Source organism: Crocosphaera sp. XPORK-15E (genome assembly GCF_034931425.1).
GTDB lineage: Bacteria > Cyanobacteriota > Cyanobacteriia > Cyanobacteriales > Microcystaceae > UHCC-0190.
On record NZ_JAYGHQ010000016.1, the window covers coordinates 1 to 18,520 of the forward strand.

Sequence of the window (18,520 nt, forward strand, 5' to 3'; positions counted from 1 at the left end):
CCGTTGAAAGAGGAAGCCCCGTAGGTCGCTACGCGGAATGCGTGGGTATGTCACCCGTCTCATCACCTAAGACCAAGGGTAAACCATGATATCTACAGAGATCAGAACGCCCCATTCGGGACAAGATTATTTGGAGAAAAGCACGATAGAATCTCCGAGGCGATCGCCTAACCAGTCTTTACTTCCCCTAACAGCCAAGATCAAAGATAACGATAATTTAGAAATTGGGGGCTGTGATCTAAAAACCCTAGTCGAACAATTTGGCTCACCTTTATATATTCTGGATGAAGTCACCCTCAGAACTGCTTGTGAACAATATCGAGACAGTTTTAAAACCTACTATCAAGGAGATTCTCAAGTCATTTATGCCTCAAAAGCTTGGAGTAGTCTCGCCGTAGTAAGTGTAATTGCCAGTGAAGAATTAGGCTTTGATGTGGTATCAGGAGGAGAACTATATACCACCCAAAAAGCCTTAGAAAAAATGGGTTATTCTCCTCAACAAATTGCCCAAACTATTTACTTTCATGGCAATAATAAATCCTTAGAAGAATTACAATTAGCCATTGCCATCGGTTGCACAATTATTGTGGATAATTGGCTAGAACTCGAAACCCTAGTCAAATTAGGCAATGCCACCCCAAACGTCACCATTCCCATTTTCTTGCGGCTAACTCCAGGTATTGAATGTCATACCCACGAATACATCCGCACCGGACACCTTGACAGTAAATTTGGCTTTGATCCCAATCAAATTGAAGCAGTATTTACCTATGTGGCCCAATACCCTTGTCTTAATTGTCGAGGATTACACGCCCATATTGGTTCCCAAATCTTTGAACGTCAACCCCATCAAGACTTAGCAGGTGTGATGGTGGAATGGCTCAAAAAAGGCCAAGATTACGGGTTGCCCTTGACAGAATTAAACATTGGCGGAGGCTTAGGAATTTGCTACACAGAAGCCGATGATCCCCCCAGTATCGAAGAATGGGTCAAAGCCGTCAGTGAAGCCGTCATGAAGGCTTGTGATGTGCAGAAAATGCCCTTACCGAAACTAATGGCCGAACCAGGGCGATCGCTAGTTGGTCCCGCTTGTGTCACCGCTTACACCGTAGGCAGTCGCAAAGAAATTCCCCAACTGCGTACCTATATTGCAGTGGATGGAGGAATGTCAGATAATCCTCGGCCCATCACCTATGAATCAATTTATCGTGTGGTGATTGCCAATAGAATGTCAGCCCCCATCACAGAAACTGTCACAGTGGCCGGTAAACATTGTGAATCAGGAGATATTTTAATTAAAGATGCTCAGTTGCCTCAAACTCACCCAGGGGATATCCTGGTAGTAATGGGGACAGGAGCCTACAACTATAGTATGGCTTCTAACTACAATCGTTTGTCCCGGCCGGCTGCCGTTTTAGTTAAAAACGGAGAAGCTAACCTGATCCTACAGAGGGAAACCTATGAGGATCTAATTCGACAAGATTGTTTACCCCAAAGGCTTCTGGCCTAACTTAGTTCCGATTGTTGTCCTTGTTTTTGATTCATCATTCATCTTGCCATCCTCCATTATGTCGGGTGAGCCTCCTGACCATCACTGGATACCCCCTGGGCTAATTCATAACGGCCTTGATATTGCTTTAGTGTTGTTGTTGACCTATTTGATGCTTCTCGCCATTGGGGAGCGTCGTACCTTGTGGATGGTTCGGGGGCTAATTATGTTAATGCTGGCAGCAGTGATCAGCGAAAAGCTCCAATTGACACTGCTGAAGTTTGTCCTGGAAAAATTAGTCCTAGGGGCAGCAGTGGCCATGGCTGTCATTTTCCAAGGAGAGTTTCGACGCTTCTTGGAATTATTGGGACAGGGAAAAATTATGCAATTATTTAAACGAGGGGGACGAGGGGTAACAACGGTTAAACCGGAAAATGTGGTGGATGAACTGGTGGAAGCAATTCGAGAACTTTCTCAAAACCGAACTGGGGCCTTAATTGTGATAGAAACCTCGGCTTCGATCGATACAAGGGTATTTGTTAATCCTGGAGTCACTGTCAATGGCGAAATCTCCAAAGAACTCCTACAGACGATTTTTCAACCGAAAACCCTGCTTCATGATGGGGCAGTCTTTATGCGGGGATCTCGCATTGTCTCGGCTGGAGTGATTTTACCTCTATCGGATAAAACCGCTTCCCGTCAATTGGGTACACGACATCGGGCCGCTATGGGTATTACGGAAAGGGTAGACCATTGTATTTGTGTTGTAGTTTCTGAAGAAACTGGTTCTATTTCCTTAGCGGAAAGGGGTATCTTGGATCGTCCCCTAACTAGCAGTAAACTAAAAGAGCTACTGGATCAACGATTTTCCTCACTGGTTGAGCGAGAATCTGTTGCACCAGGTTGGGGTCTTCTCAGCCGCACTTTTGGCTCCCAAGGAAGACGCTTTTGGGAATCTATCTTTCGTGTCTCGTCATCGAACTCACCAAAAGAGAAGAAATGACTGTTAAACAGCCTATTGTGTTAAACGACTTACCTCCTGATCTTGATTCAACTTGCCTACCGCAACATATTGCTGTCATTATGGATGGCAATGGACGCTGGGCCAAACGTCGTGGCCGGCCCCGTATTATGGGCCATCAACGGGGTGTGGATACCCTTAAAGATTTACTGCGCTGTTGTCGAGATTGGGGTATTCCGGCCCTAACTGCTTATGCGTTTTCGACGGAAAATTGGGGGCGACCCCTGGAAGAAGTGGAATTTTTAATGACTCTGTTTGAACGGGTTTTACGCCGTGAATTAGAGGAGATGATGGCAGAAAATGTCAGAATCCGTTTTGTGGGTAATTTGGCGGCCTTACCTTCTTCTTTACAGGCGGAAATTGACCGTTCGATGAAGGATACGGAAAATAATACGGGAATTCAATTTTCTGTGGCGACTAATTATGGGGGCCGTCAAGAAATTGTTCAGAGTTGTCGGGCGATCGCCGATCAGGTAAAACAAGGGTTGATTAATCTAGATGATATTGATGAGGCTTTATTTGAGAAGTATTTATACACCACAGGTATTCCTCACCCTGATTTATTAATTCGTACCAGTGGCGAAATGCGGTTGAGTAATTTTTTGTTATGGCAATTAGCTTATGCGGAAATTTATGTTACCCAAACTCTTTGGCCGGATTTTAATCGGGAAGAATTACATCAAGCTTTATTAGATTATCAACAACGGGAACGACGGTTTGGCAAAGTTTAACAATTTTTTCGATCAACTTAACTTTTTAAAAATCATTCTATTGTAGGGGTTTAACACTGTTAAACCCACATCATCATTAAATTTTTTTAGATCTTGCACCAATACCGAAAAGCTAAAAAAATCCGATTTTTCAACGGTGAAACCCTGATTATTTCGTTTAAATTTAAGCAAAAAATCGGATTTTTGGTTAAGTAATGTTAAGCTTTGTAAAGTTTTTCAGGAATAGTATTGTTCAAATGGGTAAGACATACTGGTGAATATACTGTTATTCTAGTCAGGGAAAACAGCTATAATCGGCTTAAAAAAGGATTAAAAATCTATGTACTTCCATAATGAGTACCAGGGGCATCAAAATCAGCCGCGAAAAAATTACTTAACTTCATTTCAGCGAAAAACTCTAGAAAAAACCCTTGAAGGGGATATTGAGAACAAGTATCGTCAACGAATTAAAATTATGCTATTAGCTGATGAAGGAAAAAGTCAAACAGAAATTTGTCAGTTATTAGGGTGTTGTCAAGCCACAGCTAGACATTGGATTATGATAGCACGTAGTGGTCAAGCTCATTGCTGGAAAGATAGTAAAATTGGTCGTCCTAAAAGAGTTAATGAACAATATTTAGACCGTTTAAAAGAATTAGTTAGCCATAGTCCCGGTGATTATGGTTATTCATTTAAGCGATGGACAGCAGAATGGTTAAGAAGACATTTAGCCAAAGAATTTGAGATTCAAGTTAGCGATCGCTACATTAATCAGCTTCTTAAACAGATGGGGTTATCTACTAAACCGAAACCCAATAAAATTGATAGCAATCATTCTACTTTATCAAAAAGTAAAAACTTGCTTATTCAAGATCTCCCCAATCATAACCAAATTCAACAAGAAAAATTGTTGTCATTTAATTTACTTAAAGCCGAATAAAAATCATGGTGCAAATTCATAATCCTGTTATTTCCCGTCAGCAACTTACTAAAGCACTAGGCTACTCTTTATCTGAGAAAGAATTTGCCAAGTTACAGCAACAAATTAAAATTATTGAACCCCAAGTTGGCTTATTTTGGGAAACTACCAAAGCAGAAGCTGGACTCTATATTGTCATGGCTGGTAAATCTAGATTGGTTAATCAATCAAATGAGAAAATCTGCACCCTAGAAATCGGAGATACCTTTGGAGAATGTCAATTTTTTCCTAATGAAGACTTTGAAAACTATGGAGTGAGGGCAGGTTTAAAAACTAAACTTTGCTATCTTTCTCCTGAATTATTGTTTCCTCTGATTATTCAATATCCTCAAATACGAGAACATTTTTATCAGCAAGCCCAACAACGAAATAACCAATTAAAACCCGCAGAATTAGTTCAACAAAAAACTGATATTCCACTTAAATTACCCGCCGAAAAATCAGCACCAACTTCTCAAAAAATAATCAATAAAGCCTACTTTCCTAGTCCCACCCAACGAGTTAGTCACCTGTTACAAAAAGTGTGGCGACGCTACCCTTTTTATGCTCAACAAAGTGCCTCTGACTGTGGGGCAGCTTGTTTAGTTATGGTAGCTCGTTATTGGGGCAAAAAACTCAGTGTAAACCGTTTACGGGATATTGCCAATGTAGATAGAAATGGGGCATCTTTAAGAGGACTTTGCCACGCAGCAGAAAGCATAGGTTTTAGCACTCGCCCCGTTAAAGCTAGTTTAAATAAATTAGCTCAACAACAACTTCCGGCGATTGTTCATTGGGACGGAAAACATTATGTTGTCGTCTATGAAATTACCAAAAAAGAGGTAGTAATAGCTGACCCTGCTGTTGGACAAAAAACTATTAGTCACGGAGAATTTAAGGAAAATTGGACAGGCTATACCCTCTTATTACAACCTACAGTTTCCTTAAAAGATACAAAAGAAAGTACCACCCCATTTTGGCAATTTTTTGAGTTAGTTAAACCTCACGGCTTGGTCTTATTTGAGATCTTCATTGCCTCTTTATTTATTCAAATATTTGGACTTATTACTCCCATTTTTACCCAACTTATTTTAGATCGGGTGGTAGTTCAGCGATCAGGTGTTACCTTATTCGCAGTAGGGTTAGGGTTAATCATTTTTAGCTTATTTCGAGTTGCTATGATGGGATTACGTCAATATTTATTAGATCATACTGCTAATAAAATAGACATTACCTTAATCGTGGCATTTATTAACCATACTTTGCGTTTACCTTTGGGATTTTTTGAGTCTCGTTATGTGGGAGATATTATCTCTCGTGTACAGGAAAATCGCAAAATACAACGATTTTTAACAGGGGAAGCCTTATCAATTCTTCTAGATTTAATAACAGTTTTTATCTATGTAGGATTAATGTTTTGGTATAGCTGGAAAATGGCTTTTTTGTCCTTAGCCATTGTTCCACCTTTTTTCTTACTAGCTTTAATTGCTACCCCGTTTTTAAAGCGGATTTCGAGAGAAATATTTGGAGAAATGGCCAAAGAACAAAGTTATTTGATTGAAGCCCTTAGCGGGATTCGTACTGTCAAATCGAGTGCCGTTGAAAGAACTGTTCGTTGGCATTGGGAAGAACTGTTACATAAAGAAATTACCACGCAATTTTCTGGGCAAGTTATTGGCAACCGTCTCCAAATTTTTAGTAATGGTATTGAAGCTTTAGCAACCACAGGGTTACTTTGGTATGGTGCATGGTTAGTCATTCAAAATCAATTAACTATTGGGCAATTAGTGGCATTTAATATGCTATTTGGTAATGTTATTCGTCCCTTCCAAAGACTGACTGTATTATGGGAACAATTACAAGAAGTTATGATTGCGGTTGAAAGGCTTAATGATGTTCTTGACTACGAACCCGAAGAAGATTTACAAAACCAATCACGACAAATATTACCAAAAATCAGAGGGAATATTCGCTTTGATAATGTCACCTTTCGTTATCATCCAGAAAGTGATTTAAACGTCCTAGAAAATCTTAGTTTTGAGATAAAACCTGGTCAAACGGTGGCCTTAGTGGGGCGCAGTGGTTCGGGTAAAACCACCATTTCTAAGCTAGTTTTAGGACTTTATCCCCCTACAGATGGTAAAATATTAATTGATGGACAAGATCTCAATAGTTTGTCCCTAAGTTCCTTGAGACAACAAATTGGTGTGGTGGATCAAGATACCTTTCTTTTTGGGGGAACAATTCGAGACAATATTAGTTTAGCCCATCCTGATTCTACCCTAGAAGAAATTATGGAGGCGGCTAACTTAGCAGGGGCTGATGAGTTTATTAAAAAACTACCAATGGGGTACGAAACCCAAATCGGAGAAGGGGGAGGAATGCTATCAGGAGGACAACGGCAACGGTTAGCGATCGCCCGTGCTTTATTAGGCAGCCCTCGCCTTTTAATTTTAGATGAAGCGACCTCTCATTTAGATGCAGAATCAGAGCGCATTATTCAAACTAATCTTAACTCTATTCTTAGTCATCAAACCACTTTAGTTATTGCTCATCGCCTTTCTACGGTGCGTAAAGCAGACTTAATTTTAGTGCTGGATAGAGGGATATTAATTGAGAGTGGAACCCACGAAAAATTAATGGCTAAACGGGGTCATTATCATTACCTTAATCAACAACAATTAGATACAGTTGCTTAAATTTTACCTTATTGTTTTTTTATTTTTGGACTAACCTTATGACTAACGCAGTTAATAATGGACACATTCCCCAGGAATCTCCAGATGAGTTATCTCAAGATGATCTGTTAATCTCTCAAGTTACGGAAACTGAAACTAATTATCAGGATGATTGGTCTAATTCAACGAAAGATCTCCTAGAGACATTACCTCGTGTTTGGACAAGGGGACTACTCTACTTTTTGGTTATTTTTGTTACTATTGTTTTACCTTGGGCCATGTTAGCTAAAGTGGATGAAACCGGAACCGCGATCGGTAAATTGGAACCCAAGGGAACAACCCTAAAATTAGATGCTCCTGTGACGGGAAAGGTATCTTTAATTAATGTAAAAGAAGGAGATATTGTTAAACCAGGACAAAGTTTAATTGAAATTGAATCTGAGTTAATCCAAGCTGATTTAAAACAACAACAAAATAAACTCGAAGGACAAGAACAAAGGTTACATCAATTAAAGATTCTGGAGAAACAATTACAGTTAGTTTATCAGACTCAACAACAACAAAATCAAGCTCAAAAATTAGAAAAATTAGCCCAGGTTAATCAAGCTAAACAGAACCTTGATATGTTGAGAAATGCCTATGGGTTACAGAAGGAAGAAAAACAAGCACAAGTTAATCAAGCTAAACAGGATTTAGCACATAATCTAGGAGAAATTAAATTAGCGGAAATTCAGTTAAAAAATGCGGAAGGAGTCAAAGATCGTTATGAGTCTGCAGTTGAAGAAGGTATTGTTTCACAAATTCAGGTAGTGGAAAGAGAAGATTCTGTACAAGAAAGGAAAAAAGTTTATGAGCAATCAAAGTCTGATATTCAACAATCAAAACACCGTTTAGCGGAGCAAATAAGCAGTTATGAACGCACCCTTAAACAAGCAAAAGCTGACATCAAAGAAGCTGAGTTAAGGCTAAAAGAGCAAGAAAATGGTTCTGATAGTTTGATGGGTTCAGGTGAACTTTCTTTGCTTAAAAATAAAGAAGAAATCAATAATCTGCAAACGGAAATAAGTACCTTAAAATCAGACATAAAACAAACTAAAAGTCAACTAGAAAGCTTACAGTTTCAGTTAAGTCAACGGGTGGTTAAATCTCCCATTGCAGGTACAGTTTTTCATTTACCGATTGAAGCTGAGGGGGCAGTTGTTCAACCAGGAAATCGACTTTTAGAGATTGCACCCCAAGGAACAGCATTGATTTTACGAGCGCAAATGGCCACAACGGAAAGTGGTTCTGTTACTAAAGGAATGTCTGTTAAAATGAAGTTTGATGCTTTTCCTTTTCAAGATTTTGGGATTATTGAAGGGAAATTAATCGAGGTTTCTCCAACTACGTCAGAGATAGATACTCCTGATGGTAAAGTTTTAGCTTATGACTTGAAAATTGAACTTAACAAAACTTGTATGCCAACCCCTAAAGAATGTATTAATTTACGTCCTGGAGATACAGCAACCGCAGAAGTTATTGTGCGTCAACGTCGCCTAATTGATTTTGTTCTTGATCCCTTTAAGAAGTTGCAGAATGGAGGATTTAAACTTTAGGTGATCACTACAGTAGGTTGAGTCAAAAAACATACTTTAATACTAAGAAAAATGCGGTTGGGTTTAATATAGTTTAACCCAACCGACTACTCAAGCTTATGGTTGGAGTCTAGATTATCTGGTTCTGATATAATTAAATTAAGAAATCAAAATTTTCAGCTAAAGCCATGCAATTAGTCTTAGAACAAATAATAGTTCATCCCGGCCAGCAATTACTTTTAAAAGAGCTTAACTGGCAAAAATTTGAGACAATATTATCAGAATTAGGAGAAAGTCGTGCTTCTAGATTATCCTACAGTAACGGATTCTTAGAAATTATGGTACCTTTACCTGAACATGAAAAGGATAAAGAAATCATTGGAGATATTATTAAAATTCTCTTAGATGCACAAAACATTAATTTTGAACCCCTAGGATCAACTACATTTAAAAACGAGCTTATGAATCAAGCAGTCGAACCTGATGCTTGTTTTTATATTAAAAACTATCAAGCTGTTATTGGCAAAAATAAACTGAATTTAGAAATTGATCCTCCTCCAGATTTAGTCATAGAAATTGATATTACTTCCCGTACCCATTTAGATAATTATCGACTTTTAGGTGTTCCTGAACTTTGGCGTTATACTCAAAGTGGTTTACAAATTAATTTGTTACAAGAAGGGGAATATATTGAGTCTTTAACCAGTCCGAATTTTCCCAATATCCCTATTGTTAAATTGATTAATCAATATGTTGAACAAAGTCAAGAGTTTGGTCGAAGTGAAGCTATCAGAAACTTTAAAAATTGGCTTAGGGAAAATATTGATCATGACTTAAATTAAAATCAAATATTAGTACATCAATTTTTTTGATTATAAAAAGTATCTTCAATTTATTTTTCCTGGGTTCATCTGGTTCTGATATAATTAAATTAAGAAATAAACATTTCCAGCTAAAGCCATGCAATTAGCCTTAGAAAAAATTATCGTAAATCCCGGTCAACAATTACTTTTAAAAGAGCTTGACTGGCAAACATTTGAGGAAATCTTGTCAGAATTAGGAGAAAGTCGTGCTTCAAGATTATCCTACAGTAACGGATTCTTAGAAATTATGGTACCTTTACCTGAACATGAAAAGGATAAAGAAATCATTGGAGATATTATTAAAATTCTCTTAGATGCACAAAACATTAATTTTGAACCCCTAGGATCAACTACATTTAAAAACGAGCTTATGAATCAAGCAGTCGAACCTGATGCTTGTTTTTATATTAAAAACTATCAAGCTGTTATTGGCAAAAATAAACTGAATTTAGAAATTGATCCTCCTCCAGATTTAGTCATAGAAATTGATATTACTTCCCGTACCCATTTAGATAATTATCGACTTTTAGGTGTTCCTGAACTTTGGCGTTATACTCAAAGTGGTTTACAAATTAATTTGTTACAAGAAGGGGAATATATTGAGTCTTTAACCAGTCCGAATTTTCCCAATATCCCTATTGTTGAATTAATCAATCAATATGTTCGGCAAAGTCAACAGCTTGGTAGAAGTGAAGCCATCAGAAACTTTAAAAATTGGCTTAGGGAAAATATTGATAATGACTTAACTTAAAGTCAGAATTTATATTCCTATTAAATAGGAAGATTTCAAGGAAAAAATACCATTATTTAATCAGCGATCGCAGAAGTTATTTTTTTTAGCCACTTACCAAATTTAACGCCAAGCTGTCTTAATATTTCTTCATACAGAGTCGTTTGTTTATATGCGACGACTTATTGCTGTCCAGAAAAAAAAGGAAATAAATGTTATAGTTATTTCTTCAAAAATCATGTGTTTATATTGAATTGACTGAATTTTGGTGTCATTTTAATCAATTCAGACAGCTAGTTTGGTGAAAATCATAATTTAAGTGTATTAATTATTTCCTTTTTAAGTTGTTTTATACCTTGCCATGCTCGAAAAACTTAGGGCATAATATTAACAGGAAAGGACAGAAACAAGTCTAATTCCAGTTCAAGCAATTTTATTCAATGAGGAATTGAAAAATGTCTAACATTAAAATCTCTGACTTACACACTGTTGGTGCTGACTTATTTTCTGATTCTGAAAGCTACCTCCAAGATTTGACCGAACAAGAAATGGGTAATACATTAGGTGGTGGACGCGTCTGGATTCTCTGGACTGGTTTATGCGTCGAGTGGTAAGAAATCACTGTTAGGGATAAGATATTTAGAGGAGAATTGATTTTTTCTATTCCTTATCCCTTTTAACTATAAATAAAAAATGTTAGTTATGAGATAACCTGAAAAATTATCTCATAACTGTATTTAACTCAGACTGTATATAAACTTATTTACCTGCTCAAAAAGCATTTATTTTCTTAGTAATAGTGAGTTAAATAATCTCAATGTTGTTATCAGATTTGAATTGTGTAAGGGTTCTATCTATCCATTCATTAAACAAATCATTAGCGATTTTATTACGAAGCCAATTATCTAATTCTCGTTGAATAATCTCCTCCACAAAAACTAAATGTACCCCTTTAGAAGTTACAATCGGTTTAAGAACCTGGGGAGGTTTAGCTGCAAAAACAGCAGCAGAAATATCAGGCTTCAAATCCTTACGATACAATATTCCTCGATATCCCCCTTTGCGACGTAACTCTTTATCCTCAATATATTGATGAGCGACATCATAGAAAGTCGTTTCTCCTTCCTCAATAGCATAGAATAATTCCAGGGCTAAATCTTCATCATCTAAAACAACTTCATACATCACCACACCAGCATAATTCAATTGATTTTCATAAAAATATGGCTCAATTTTATCTGAAAACAGGTGAACACCTAATTTTGAAGAAAGCGTAAAATTGTAAACCAATTCTTCAAAATCATCTAGAGACAGATTATTTTTTTCCATCCAAGCATAGGTGTCATCGGCACTATGAAGTCCATACATTATTCGGTACTTGTCGGCAATTTGTTGAAGTTCTTCAGTTTCTATCGTAATACCAACTTCTTTTACTGCATTTTCTATTACTTTACGACGGATAATTCCTTCTACTAGCTCAGGGGTTTTTAATGATAGCTTAACTTCATTCAGGATATCCTCAGAGCTAATAGTAATAGATTGTGACATTAGGTTTCTCCTACTAATAGAGATATTCAGACAAAAAATCTTTTTTTCCGATTTACTATGCTAGTCTAACATAGAAACTTGATCATATATATTCTCAGATTCACTATTAAGATAGCTATATTGTAAATCAATGCTTAGTTGAGAAAACTGCTCAAAAATTGCTTTCATTCGTCCTTCAGGAGAATTATCTCCATTATACCAAGCTTTTAGTAACCCATTGGCAATTATCTGACAACGGTTCATCCCAAAACTTTCCTTTTGAAAAAACTTTTTATCAGGTTCTTCTGCTAATCCTAAACCTGGTGCAATTTCCAAGGTAAACAAGGGAATTTCTGGCTTAAAATAGCCTTGATGTTCGTGATAAATGTTCTCTAAAATTACTTTGATTTTCTGATAATTTTCCTTGTCAAAATATAAGACTCCTGAATCATAACGTTGGTAATCTTCGGGATTATATAAAACCTTAAAACTAAAGGGTATTTTTAGGTTATTTAACTGTTGCGTTAAACTTGCCATTACCTTAATAGATCCTGGAGGAGTTAAATTAAAATAAATGCGAACAATTACCGATTCATTGGGAGACGTTTTAATGGTTTGATGACCTTCATTTCCTACTGCCATATAAAAGCCATTTTGTACCAAATTTTTAGGCATTTTTATCGCCACTAAATCACCTACTACCGCCGATTTTTCAAAGGTTTGTAAATATTTATCTCGCTCAATATATAAGTTTAAATCTCCTTTACTAACAGTTAATCCCCCATCTTCTTCCTCTTTTAAAATCAACCAACCTGAGTCAAAATAACCCTCTCCTTGATTACTTTGATGTAATTGATCATAAAATTCTAAATCCACCCCTAAGAAGGTATTATTTTCTAAATTAATGGGTCTATTATCTGTTTCTTTATCCAGTGCTAAGTCCGTTCGCATTGAGCCATTATAATAGATTCCATACAAAAAACTTTGTAATTGTAAACTCAAATATTTTTGTTTAATTTGTTCAGGAAGATTCTCAAAACGACAAACGACTTCAGCAGGAAGTTCAAAGGGTTTATAATTAGGGTGACGAATAGAAAAATTAGGTTTAATTTCAACCTTGTTAACAATATCGGTGAGAACTTGAAGTAATTTATCACCGATTTTATTAGACTGTTGAACGAGGAGAGAATCAAGGGATTGCATAATTATTTAGGTTCCAAAGTATTAGTTAAATAATAACAGAATTAGGCTGAGGTAATTGGGAGGTAGCACTACCAAAAAGAGTAGGTATTGATTGGGTGGGACGACTTAGCAAAGTTTTAGCAACCTGAAGCATTGCAATTCCTGTATTTCCAAAAGATTTTTGATATTGAATCATTGCCTGAATTTGTCCAATTAAAGCAAAACCAGCACATTGAATCACTCGTTTTAAGAAATCAGGTTTATGTTCTATAATTTCGGGAAAAGTATGAAAATAGGCAAGGTATAAGGCAGCAATAGAAGGTTGTAATAATTCTAAAGGAGTTGTTGCTAAACGGAGAGATTCATCAATCGTTAAAGATTGACTAATTACTAAACTTCCGAGCCAAATTTGTATATAACCTCCCATTAACATTCCTAAATCAAAAGCTGGATCTCCCCATCCTGATCGTTCCCAATCAATTAAACGAACCAGATTTTTATCGGATTCTTGCCAATCATTTGAGAGGAGAATATTATTGAGTTTTAGATCATTATGGGTTAAACAAATAGGATTTAATGCTTGTCCCAATTCTGCGATCGCTTTTCCTAAACTATCATAGCGTTGGTAAAGAGCAAAGAATTTTAAGCCATCAGTGGGAACTACACCAAATATTTCTGGAGTAATTTTTTCTAACCCTTGAATTGATTTTAATATTGGGTTAGAATTTGGACTTCCCAAATCATGAGAGAAGAATGTTTTATATTCTTCATTGTTGAAAGTTTGACGATGAATTATTGCTAAAATTGTTCCCAAAGAAGATGCAATTACTGGAGCAAATAAGTCTTCTTTAGCGTAAAAGTCAGCTAAATCTCTATAATGTTCAAGATAGTTACAAATTAGAATAGAATTATCCTGATCAAAATGGACAATTTCAGGAACATAAGGACATAAAGCATTGAGTTCTGAAAAATCTTGTAAAAATTTTTGCAATCGCCATTCTCCTAAGAATTCACCAGCAGTTTTTCCTTCTTGATTATGTCTTTCTTGTTTAACTAAAAGTTTACCATTATCGGAAAAACTAATTAATAAATTGAAATTTTTAGCTAAAATTGGCTCAATTTTAGCACTCGCTTTGTCAGACTCAGTAAAAAGTCTATGTTCAATTAAATAATCAAAAATATTCTGGGAATTTAAAATCAGTGACATAAGCAATAAAGAATGAGTTATCTTCGGAAAATCATGAAGGCTTTTGATCAATTCAGATGCAGTAAACTTGATTTATATCAAATCTAATTAATAGAACAAGACTTACGCACAGACGCTACCTGTAGGAGCAATTCATGAGTTGCCCCTACTTCTAATCTAACTATTCTCTTAAAATTCCTGCTTCTTCCTCAACTTTATCTAAAGCCTTTTTAACTTTAAATAAAGCCCGTAAATAAGCAATATTACTATTCCAAGCAGAACGGGGTAAAATGGGTTGATTTAATTCTTCATTTCCTGAATTTTCTTCTAAATTATTAGACTCAATTGAACTTTTTTCCATGATTATTTACCTCAAAATTAATAACTAGAACCTACCAAAGATAACGTCTTATCTTCCTCTTTTTCCCAACTAGCAGGCCATTGAATCTTATTGGCTGTAAACTGTAGTTTATCATCTTCGGGTAAGGGACTATTAAAAGGTTCTTCAATTAACTCAAATACCCCATTATCAAAAGGATTTCCTGATGCTTGATGTTTTAAAACAACTCGCTCCCGAATCTCTTGTTTTTCTTGAGTTAATGCGCGATGATGACAGTAAGGATTATTACCTCTTTTATCAAAGAAAACATGAGCCGTCCAACTGCAACCACCGCGACATAATTCGGCAAATTCACAGGTTTTACAAAAACCCCAAAGATGATCAGTTCCTTGAGGAGTTCCTGCCCCTAAATTGAACCGTAATTCTTCAGTTTCTTCAATAATTGTTCTCAGAGAATAATCTCGAATATTCCCTCCAGTATAGGCAGTAGTGGGCAAAGAAGGACATCCTTTAATTGCTCCATCTGCTTCAATTCCTAAAGTAGAAAGTCCAGCACTACATCCCTGCCAAAATGACCAAGCATCACCCCCGCGCAGCAATCTTTCATAAGGGCCATAATAGCCAATATTATTACCTGCTTGAACTTTCACTCCTTCTTGTTTTGCTCGTTGTGCTACCTTGGCTATCATTGGATAGACATCTAACAATTCATAAGGTTGTAAAAGGATATGATTATTATCAGCAGCCCTCCCCATAGGAACAGTCAATTGAATTTGCCAGGCAAAGATTCCTGCATCTCGCAGACGCTCATAAATTAGGGGAAATTCTGGGGCTGAAAGACGATTAATTTGGGTATTACAACCAAAAGCAATTCCTGCTTCTTTTAGGTGACTCATGGTTTTAAAAGCCCATTGCCAAGAGCCTTGTTTTCCCCGTTGATAGTCATGGGTTTCTTCTAACCCATCAACAGAAACAGAAACCACCTTAATTCCCGCTTCTTTCATGCGATGAGCAGTCTCTAAAGTGATACCATAACCTCCAGTGGTCATACCACAAACCATTCCTGCTTTATTAATAGCTTTGGCAATTTCTAACCAGTCTGGACGTAAAAATGCTTCCCCTCCAATTATGGTGACTTCCTTAATACCAACTTCAGCCATTTGTTCAACTAAATTTAAGGCTTCTTCGGTTGAAAGTTCTTCCGTTCTATTATGTCCAGCACGGGAACCACAATGTTGACAAGCGAGGTTACATTTTAGGGTAATTTCCCATACAGCATAACTAATTCGACGATATTCTGTCATAATTCTTTTGATTAAACGGCTTAACTAAATCTTTGATTTTGATTCAAGTAGGTTGACACAAATAAGATAGTTTGTTGTTGCGCTTCAGCGCATTAGTGTAAGGGCTAAAGCCCAACAACAAACCGTTACCTTATTTGTTTCATCAAACTTACCTACTTAGGAAGATGTGCAGAAAATGCTTCTATTCATCTGTAGAAATAACCACACCATAAAGAGGCTGAGCATACAAATCTTTAGGAGGCCAGATAACACCATAGAGTGGTTGAATTGTTCGCCGTCCAGTCATTCCACCAAACACGGCGGCTAATTCTTTTTCACCTAAATCCTGAATTTCGCCCTCACCAGCAGCAGATTCTAACAATTGATAGGTATATTCTTCATACTCTTCTAAAGTAAAATCATAGCCAGCAGCTTTAACTATTTGGCTACATTGTTCTTTAGTTTCAACATTTTGAATTTGAGTACGGAAAGCTTCATCGTTGGCAAGCTGTTCGTAGAAAGATTTGACGTGCGCTAAAGACATGATTTACTCCTTTTTTGTTTATTATTAGTCAAGGTAATTGAGATTCAAACATTCTGTTATTCTGGTGAAATAATTACACCATAAAGGGGAACAATTGGAGGCTCAAAAGGTTTAGGAGGCCAAGGAACATTTGATGGTAAAAGATCTCGAAGAAATGGGGGAAATGGGTACAATGGCTTATTGCCACTAGCTCCACCAAATACGAGTTCCATTTCTCTTTCATTGAGATCTTTTAATTCCCCTTCATCTAGACTCGATTCTAACAGTTCAGAGGTATAATTCTCAAACTCTTCTTTGGTGAAGTTATAGCCAGCTTCCTGAACAAATTGGCTACATTCTCCTTGGTTTTTTAGTTCTTGAAGTTCAGAGCGAAATGTTTCATCTTGCGCTAACCTTTCATAGAAAGCTCTCACATTTTCGAGAGACATAATTTTATTCTCCAATGGTAGTAGGCATTGATACTTCACGAACTAATTTGGAAGCATTATAGTTATCAGTAATGATTTGGGGACACCGAAAACAAGCTGCTTTTCCCTCTTGTTGAAACCAGCGACAATCTTTTCGGATAGCACAAGGAGGTAATTGGGTTTCAGCAATGGGTAATTGCTCAACTACTCGCTGGGCTAAACGACAGTTACTACCATCAAAATGCTGACATTTATTAGTAGCACAAGAACTAGCAGTCCGAAAGACCTCTGCTGGTGTTACAGGTGCTGCTAGTGCGATTAATTCTTCCGTTACAGGTTGAGGTTTTTTGAGATAAGCAACACGGGGGTTATCTACTGTTCCACTGATAACACCAAAGGCAACACTGCCAGGTATTTCTGGTCGAGAACTGGGGCAAAGTGTTATTTGATTTGAGTGATGATGTTGCACCTCAACATCCTCCATAAATTTTCGGTTGTAGCGATGGATTAAACAAGATCCCAAATCAACCCTAAAATGATACGAATAGGATTAGCTAATCCTCCTTCAACATTTTTGGCTTCTTCATCAGAAACATCTATCAAAGAATCTTCCATAACTTGCTGTCTTCTGATGGCTGCATTCGCAACTGATTCCTCAATAAGATCAGCAATTTCAACTTGACCAAGATGCTTAGCTAAATTCTCGTTCATTGTTTCCTCTCTTTAATAAAGGGGTTGTTAAAATTCACTAGAGCCAATTGGCTCTAGACCCTATTATGAAAATGCTTCTCTAAAATGTCAATAATGGACTGAATATATTTTGTCTAAAAACTGAAGCAATTATTTCTTTTTTGTCTTAAGGTTAATTTAATTATTCTGGGTAGCTTAAGGCTAACAGACCTCACGGGGTGACAACAAGCTTTCACGGGAGGACAGGGCTTGGGGTGTAGGGGTTAGGGTCAATTCAAAACTTGTTTGATTTTTCCCTAACCCCCAAAACACTGACTTCGTTAAACTCCTGCGTGTCCCAAAGCTAAACCTGCGACTAACATACCTAAGACTAAGAAAGGTTGTGCGCTGGCTTGATATTTAACATCATTTTCTAAGGGGTTACGCAAAAAATACATATCTTGAAAGGTAATTTGAGGAATCACCAACAACAGCAAAATTGCTGCATAAAGATTTTGATGAATATAGATTAAATAAGCTCCAATTCCTGCTTGAAACACATCAATCATAATCACACAAATCCAAGCTGCTGTGTTAACCCCAAACATTACAGGTAAAGATTTTAAGCCTAATTGACTGTCCCCTTCCACACTCTTAAAATCATTCACCACTGCAATACCCAAACCAGCCAAACTATAAAACAGAGTTAAGACAATTATTGTCCAATTTAACTCACCAAATAAAGCATGGCCAGCCCACCAAGGTAAGGCGATATAACTCGCACCGAGAGCATAATTTCCTAACCAACCATTTTGCTTTAACTTGAGGGGAGGAGCAGAATAGATATAGGCCAAAAATGCGCCCCCTAGAGTCAAACAAAGCATAATAGGGAAGTCATGACCAGCCCAAACATCTAATCCATAGCCTAATGCTAACCCTGCCCCTAATAACACGAAAATTTGTGTGACAACCTGCGGCACCGAAATAGCACCCGACGGAATGGGGCGATAGGGTTCATTAATAGCATCTATTTCCCTGTCATAAAAATCATTGAGAGTTTGGGTATATCCGGCCATTAAAGGGCCTGACAATAACATACAAGCCGCAGCCCTCAGAAAATCTTCTGGTGTCCAGCTATAGCCCCCCGAAGATGCTGCACCACAGACAACACCCCAAATTAAGGGTATCCAGGTGATGGGCTTCATTAACTGTAATCTTAACTTCCAGATAGAGGTTTCCCCAGAGGTAGCCCCCTTCATGCCTAATAATTGACGGGTTTTTCCGCCTTTTTCAGTCGCATTAGTGGTAGAGGAGTCAGACATAAGCAATTAATTTTAATAATAATATTAGGGGCAATGA

19 protein-coding genes are annotated in these 18,520 nt (G+C 37.1%); 9 read left to right on the forward strand and 10 right to left on the reverse strand.

Going from position 1 to position 18,520, the window contains the following annotated elements:
- Nucleotides 1-85 precede the first annotated feature (85 nt).
- The 9 genes from lysA to VB691_RS17525 all read left to right on the forward strand — a co-directional run bounded on the left by lysA (nt 86) and on the right by VB691_RS17525 (nt 10,637).
- Entirely contained in the window at nt 86-1,510 is a 1,425-nt protein-coding gene (gene lysA, locus VB691_RS17485; RefSeq protein WP_323292801.1) for a diaminopimelate decarboxylase, read from the forward strand.
- A 58-nt stretch (nt 1,511-1,568) separates the two neighbouring features.
- Nucleotides 1,569-2,492, forward strand: a complete 924-nt coding sequence (gene cdaA, locus VB691_RS17490; protein WP_323293032.1) for a diadenylate cyclase CdaA — start codon at nt 1,569-1,571, stop codon at nt 2,490-2,492.
- Complete coding sequence (locus tag VB691_RS17495; RefSeq protein ID WP_323292802.1) at nt 2,489-3,241, forward strand: isoprenyl transferase; 753 nt, start codon at nt 2,489-2,491, stop codon at nt 3,239-3,241. Before cdaA ends, VB691_RS17495 begins: the two co-directional genes overlap by 4 nt.
- A gap of 319 nt (nt 3,242-3,560) precedes the next feature.
- Nucleotides 3,561-4,160, forward strand: coding sequence for a helix-turn-helix domain-containing protein (locus VB691_RS17500; protein WP_323292803.1), 600 nt, complete (start codon nt 3,561-3,563; stop codon nt 4,158-4,160).
- 5 nt (nt 4,161-4,165) lie between these two features.
- The gene (locus VB691_RS17505) at nt 4,166-6,877 is read left to right on the forward strand and encodes an ABC transporter transmembrane domain-containing protein (protein WP_323292804.1); all 2,712 of its coding nucleotides are present in this window, start codon (nt 4,166-4,168) and stop codon (nt 6,875-6,877) included.
- A 38-nt stretch (nt 6,878-6,915) separates the two neighbouring features.
- Nucleotides 6,916-8,451 (forward strand): HlyD family efflux transporter periplasmic adaptor subunit, encoded by a 1,536-nt coding sequence (locus VB691_RS17510; protein WP_323292805.1) that lies wholly within the window; start codon nt 6,916-6,918, stop codon nt 8,449-8,451.
- A 167-nt stretch (nt 8,452-8,618) separates the two neighbouring features.
- A complete protein-coding gene (locus VB691_RS17515; RefSeq protein WP_323292806.1) occupies nt 8,619-9,272 on the forward strand; it encodes a Uma2 family endonuclease in 654 nt (217 codons plus the stop codon).
- Between the two features lie 118 nt (nt 9,273-9,390).
- Entirely contained in the window at nt 9,391-10,044 is a 654-nt protein-coding gene (locus VB691_RS17520; RefSeq protein WP_323292807.1) for a Uma2 family endonuclease, read from the forward strand.
- Between the two features lie 434 nt (nt 10,045-10,478).
- Nucleotides 10,479-10,637, forward strand: coding sequence for a hypothetical protein (locus VB691_RS17525; RefSeq protein WP_323292808.1), 159 nt, complete (start codon nt 10,479-10,481; stop codon nt 10,635-10,637).
- 190 nt (nt 10,638-10,827) lie between these two features.
- Here the strand turns inward: VB691_RS17525 and VB691_RS17530 are convergent, their stop codons facing one another.
- The 10 genes from VB691_RS17530 to chlG form a co-directional block, all read right to left on the reverse strand.
- Nucleotides 10,828-11,571, reverse strand: coding sequence for a peptidylprolyl isomerase (locus tag VB691_RS17530; protein WP_323292809.1), 744 nt, complete (start codon nt 11,569-11,571; stop codon nt 10,828-10,830).
- Nucleotides 11,572-11,631: 60 nt separating this feature from the next.
- A complete protein-coding gene (locus tag VB691_RS17535) occupies nt 11,632-12,753 on the reverse strand; it encodes a T3SS effector HopA1 family protein (RefSeq protein ID WP_323292810.1) in 1,122 nt (373 codons plus the stop codon).
- 25 nt (nt 12,754-12,778) lie between these two features.
- Nucleotides 12,779-13,939 carry a phosphotransferase gene (locus VB691_RS17540; RefSeq protein ID WP_323292811.1) on the reverse strand — a complete coding sequence of 387 codons (1,161 nt, stop codon included), beginning with the start codon at nt 13,937-13,939 and terminating at the stop codon, nt 12,779-12,781.
- Nucleotides 13,940-14,099: 160 nt separating this feature from the next.
- Nucleotides 14,100-14,279 (reverse strand): hypothetical protein, encoded by a 180-nt coding sequence (locus VB691_RS17545; protein ID WP_323292812.1) that lies wholly within the window; start codon nt 14,277-14,279, stop codon nt 14,100-14,102.
- A gap of 17 nt (nt 14,280-14,296) precedes the next feature.
- Nucleotides 14,297-15,562: a nif11-class peptide radical SAM maturase 3 gene (locus VB691_RS17550; RefSeq protein ID WP_323292813.1), complete on the reverse strand. Its 1,266-nt coding sequence runs from the start codon at nt 15,560-15,562 to the stop codon at nt 14,297-14,299.
- 181 nt (nt 15,563-15,743) lie between these two features.
- The gene (locus VB691_RS17555; protein WP_323292814.1) at nt 15,744-16,085 is read right to left on the reverse strand and encodes a Nif11-like leader peptide family natural product precursor; all 342 of its coding nucleotides are present in this window, start codon (nt 16,083-16,085) and stop codon (nt 15,744-15,746) included.
- 56 nt (nt 16,086-16,141) lie between these two features.
- A complete protein-coding gene (locus VB691_RS17560) occupies nt 16,142-16,513 on the reverse strand; it encodes a Nif11-like leader peptide family natural product precursor (protein WP_323292815.1) in 372 nt (123 codons plus the stop codon).
- A 4-nt stretch (nt 16,514-16,517) separates the two neighbouring features.
- Nucleotides 16,518-16,976, reverse strand: coding sequence for a nitrogen fixation protein (locus VB691_RS17565; RefSeq protein WP_323292816.1), 459 nt, complete (start codon nt 16,974-16,976; stop codon nt 16,518-16,520).
- Between the two features lie 23 nt (nt 16,977-16,999).
- On the reverse strand, nt 17,000-17,203 hold the full coding sequence (locus VB691_RS17570) for a hypothetical protein (RefSeq protein ID WP_323292817.1): 204 nt from the start codon (nt 17,201-17,203) through the stop codon (nt 17,000-17,002).
- A 299-nt stretch (nt 17,204-17,502) separates the two neighbouring features.
- Nucleotides 17,503-18,483 carry a chlorophyll synthase ChlG gene (gene chlG / locus VB691_RS17575; RefSeq protein WP_323292818.1) on the reverse strand — a complete coding sequence of 327 codons (981 nt, stop codon included), beginning with the start codon at nt 18,481-18,483 and terminating at the stop codon, nt 17,503-17,505.
- Between the last annotated feature and the right edge of the window lie 37 nt (nt 18,484-18,520).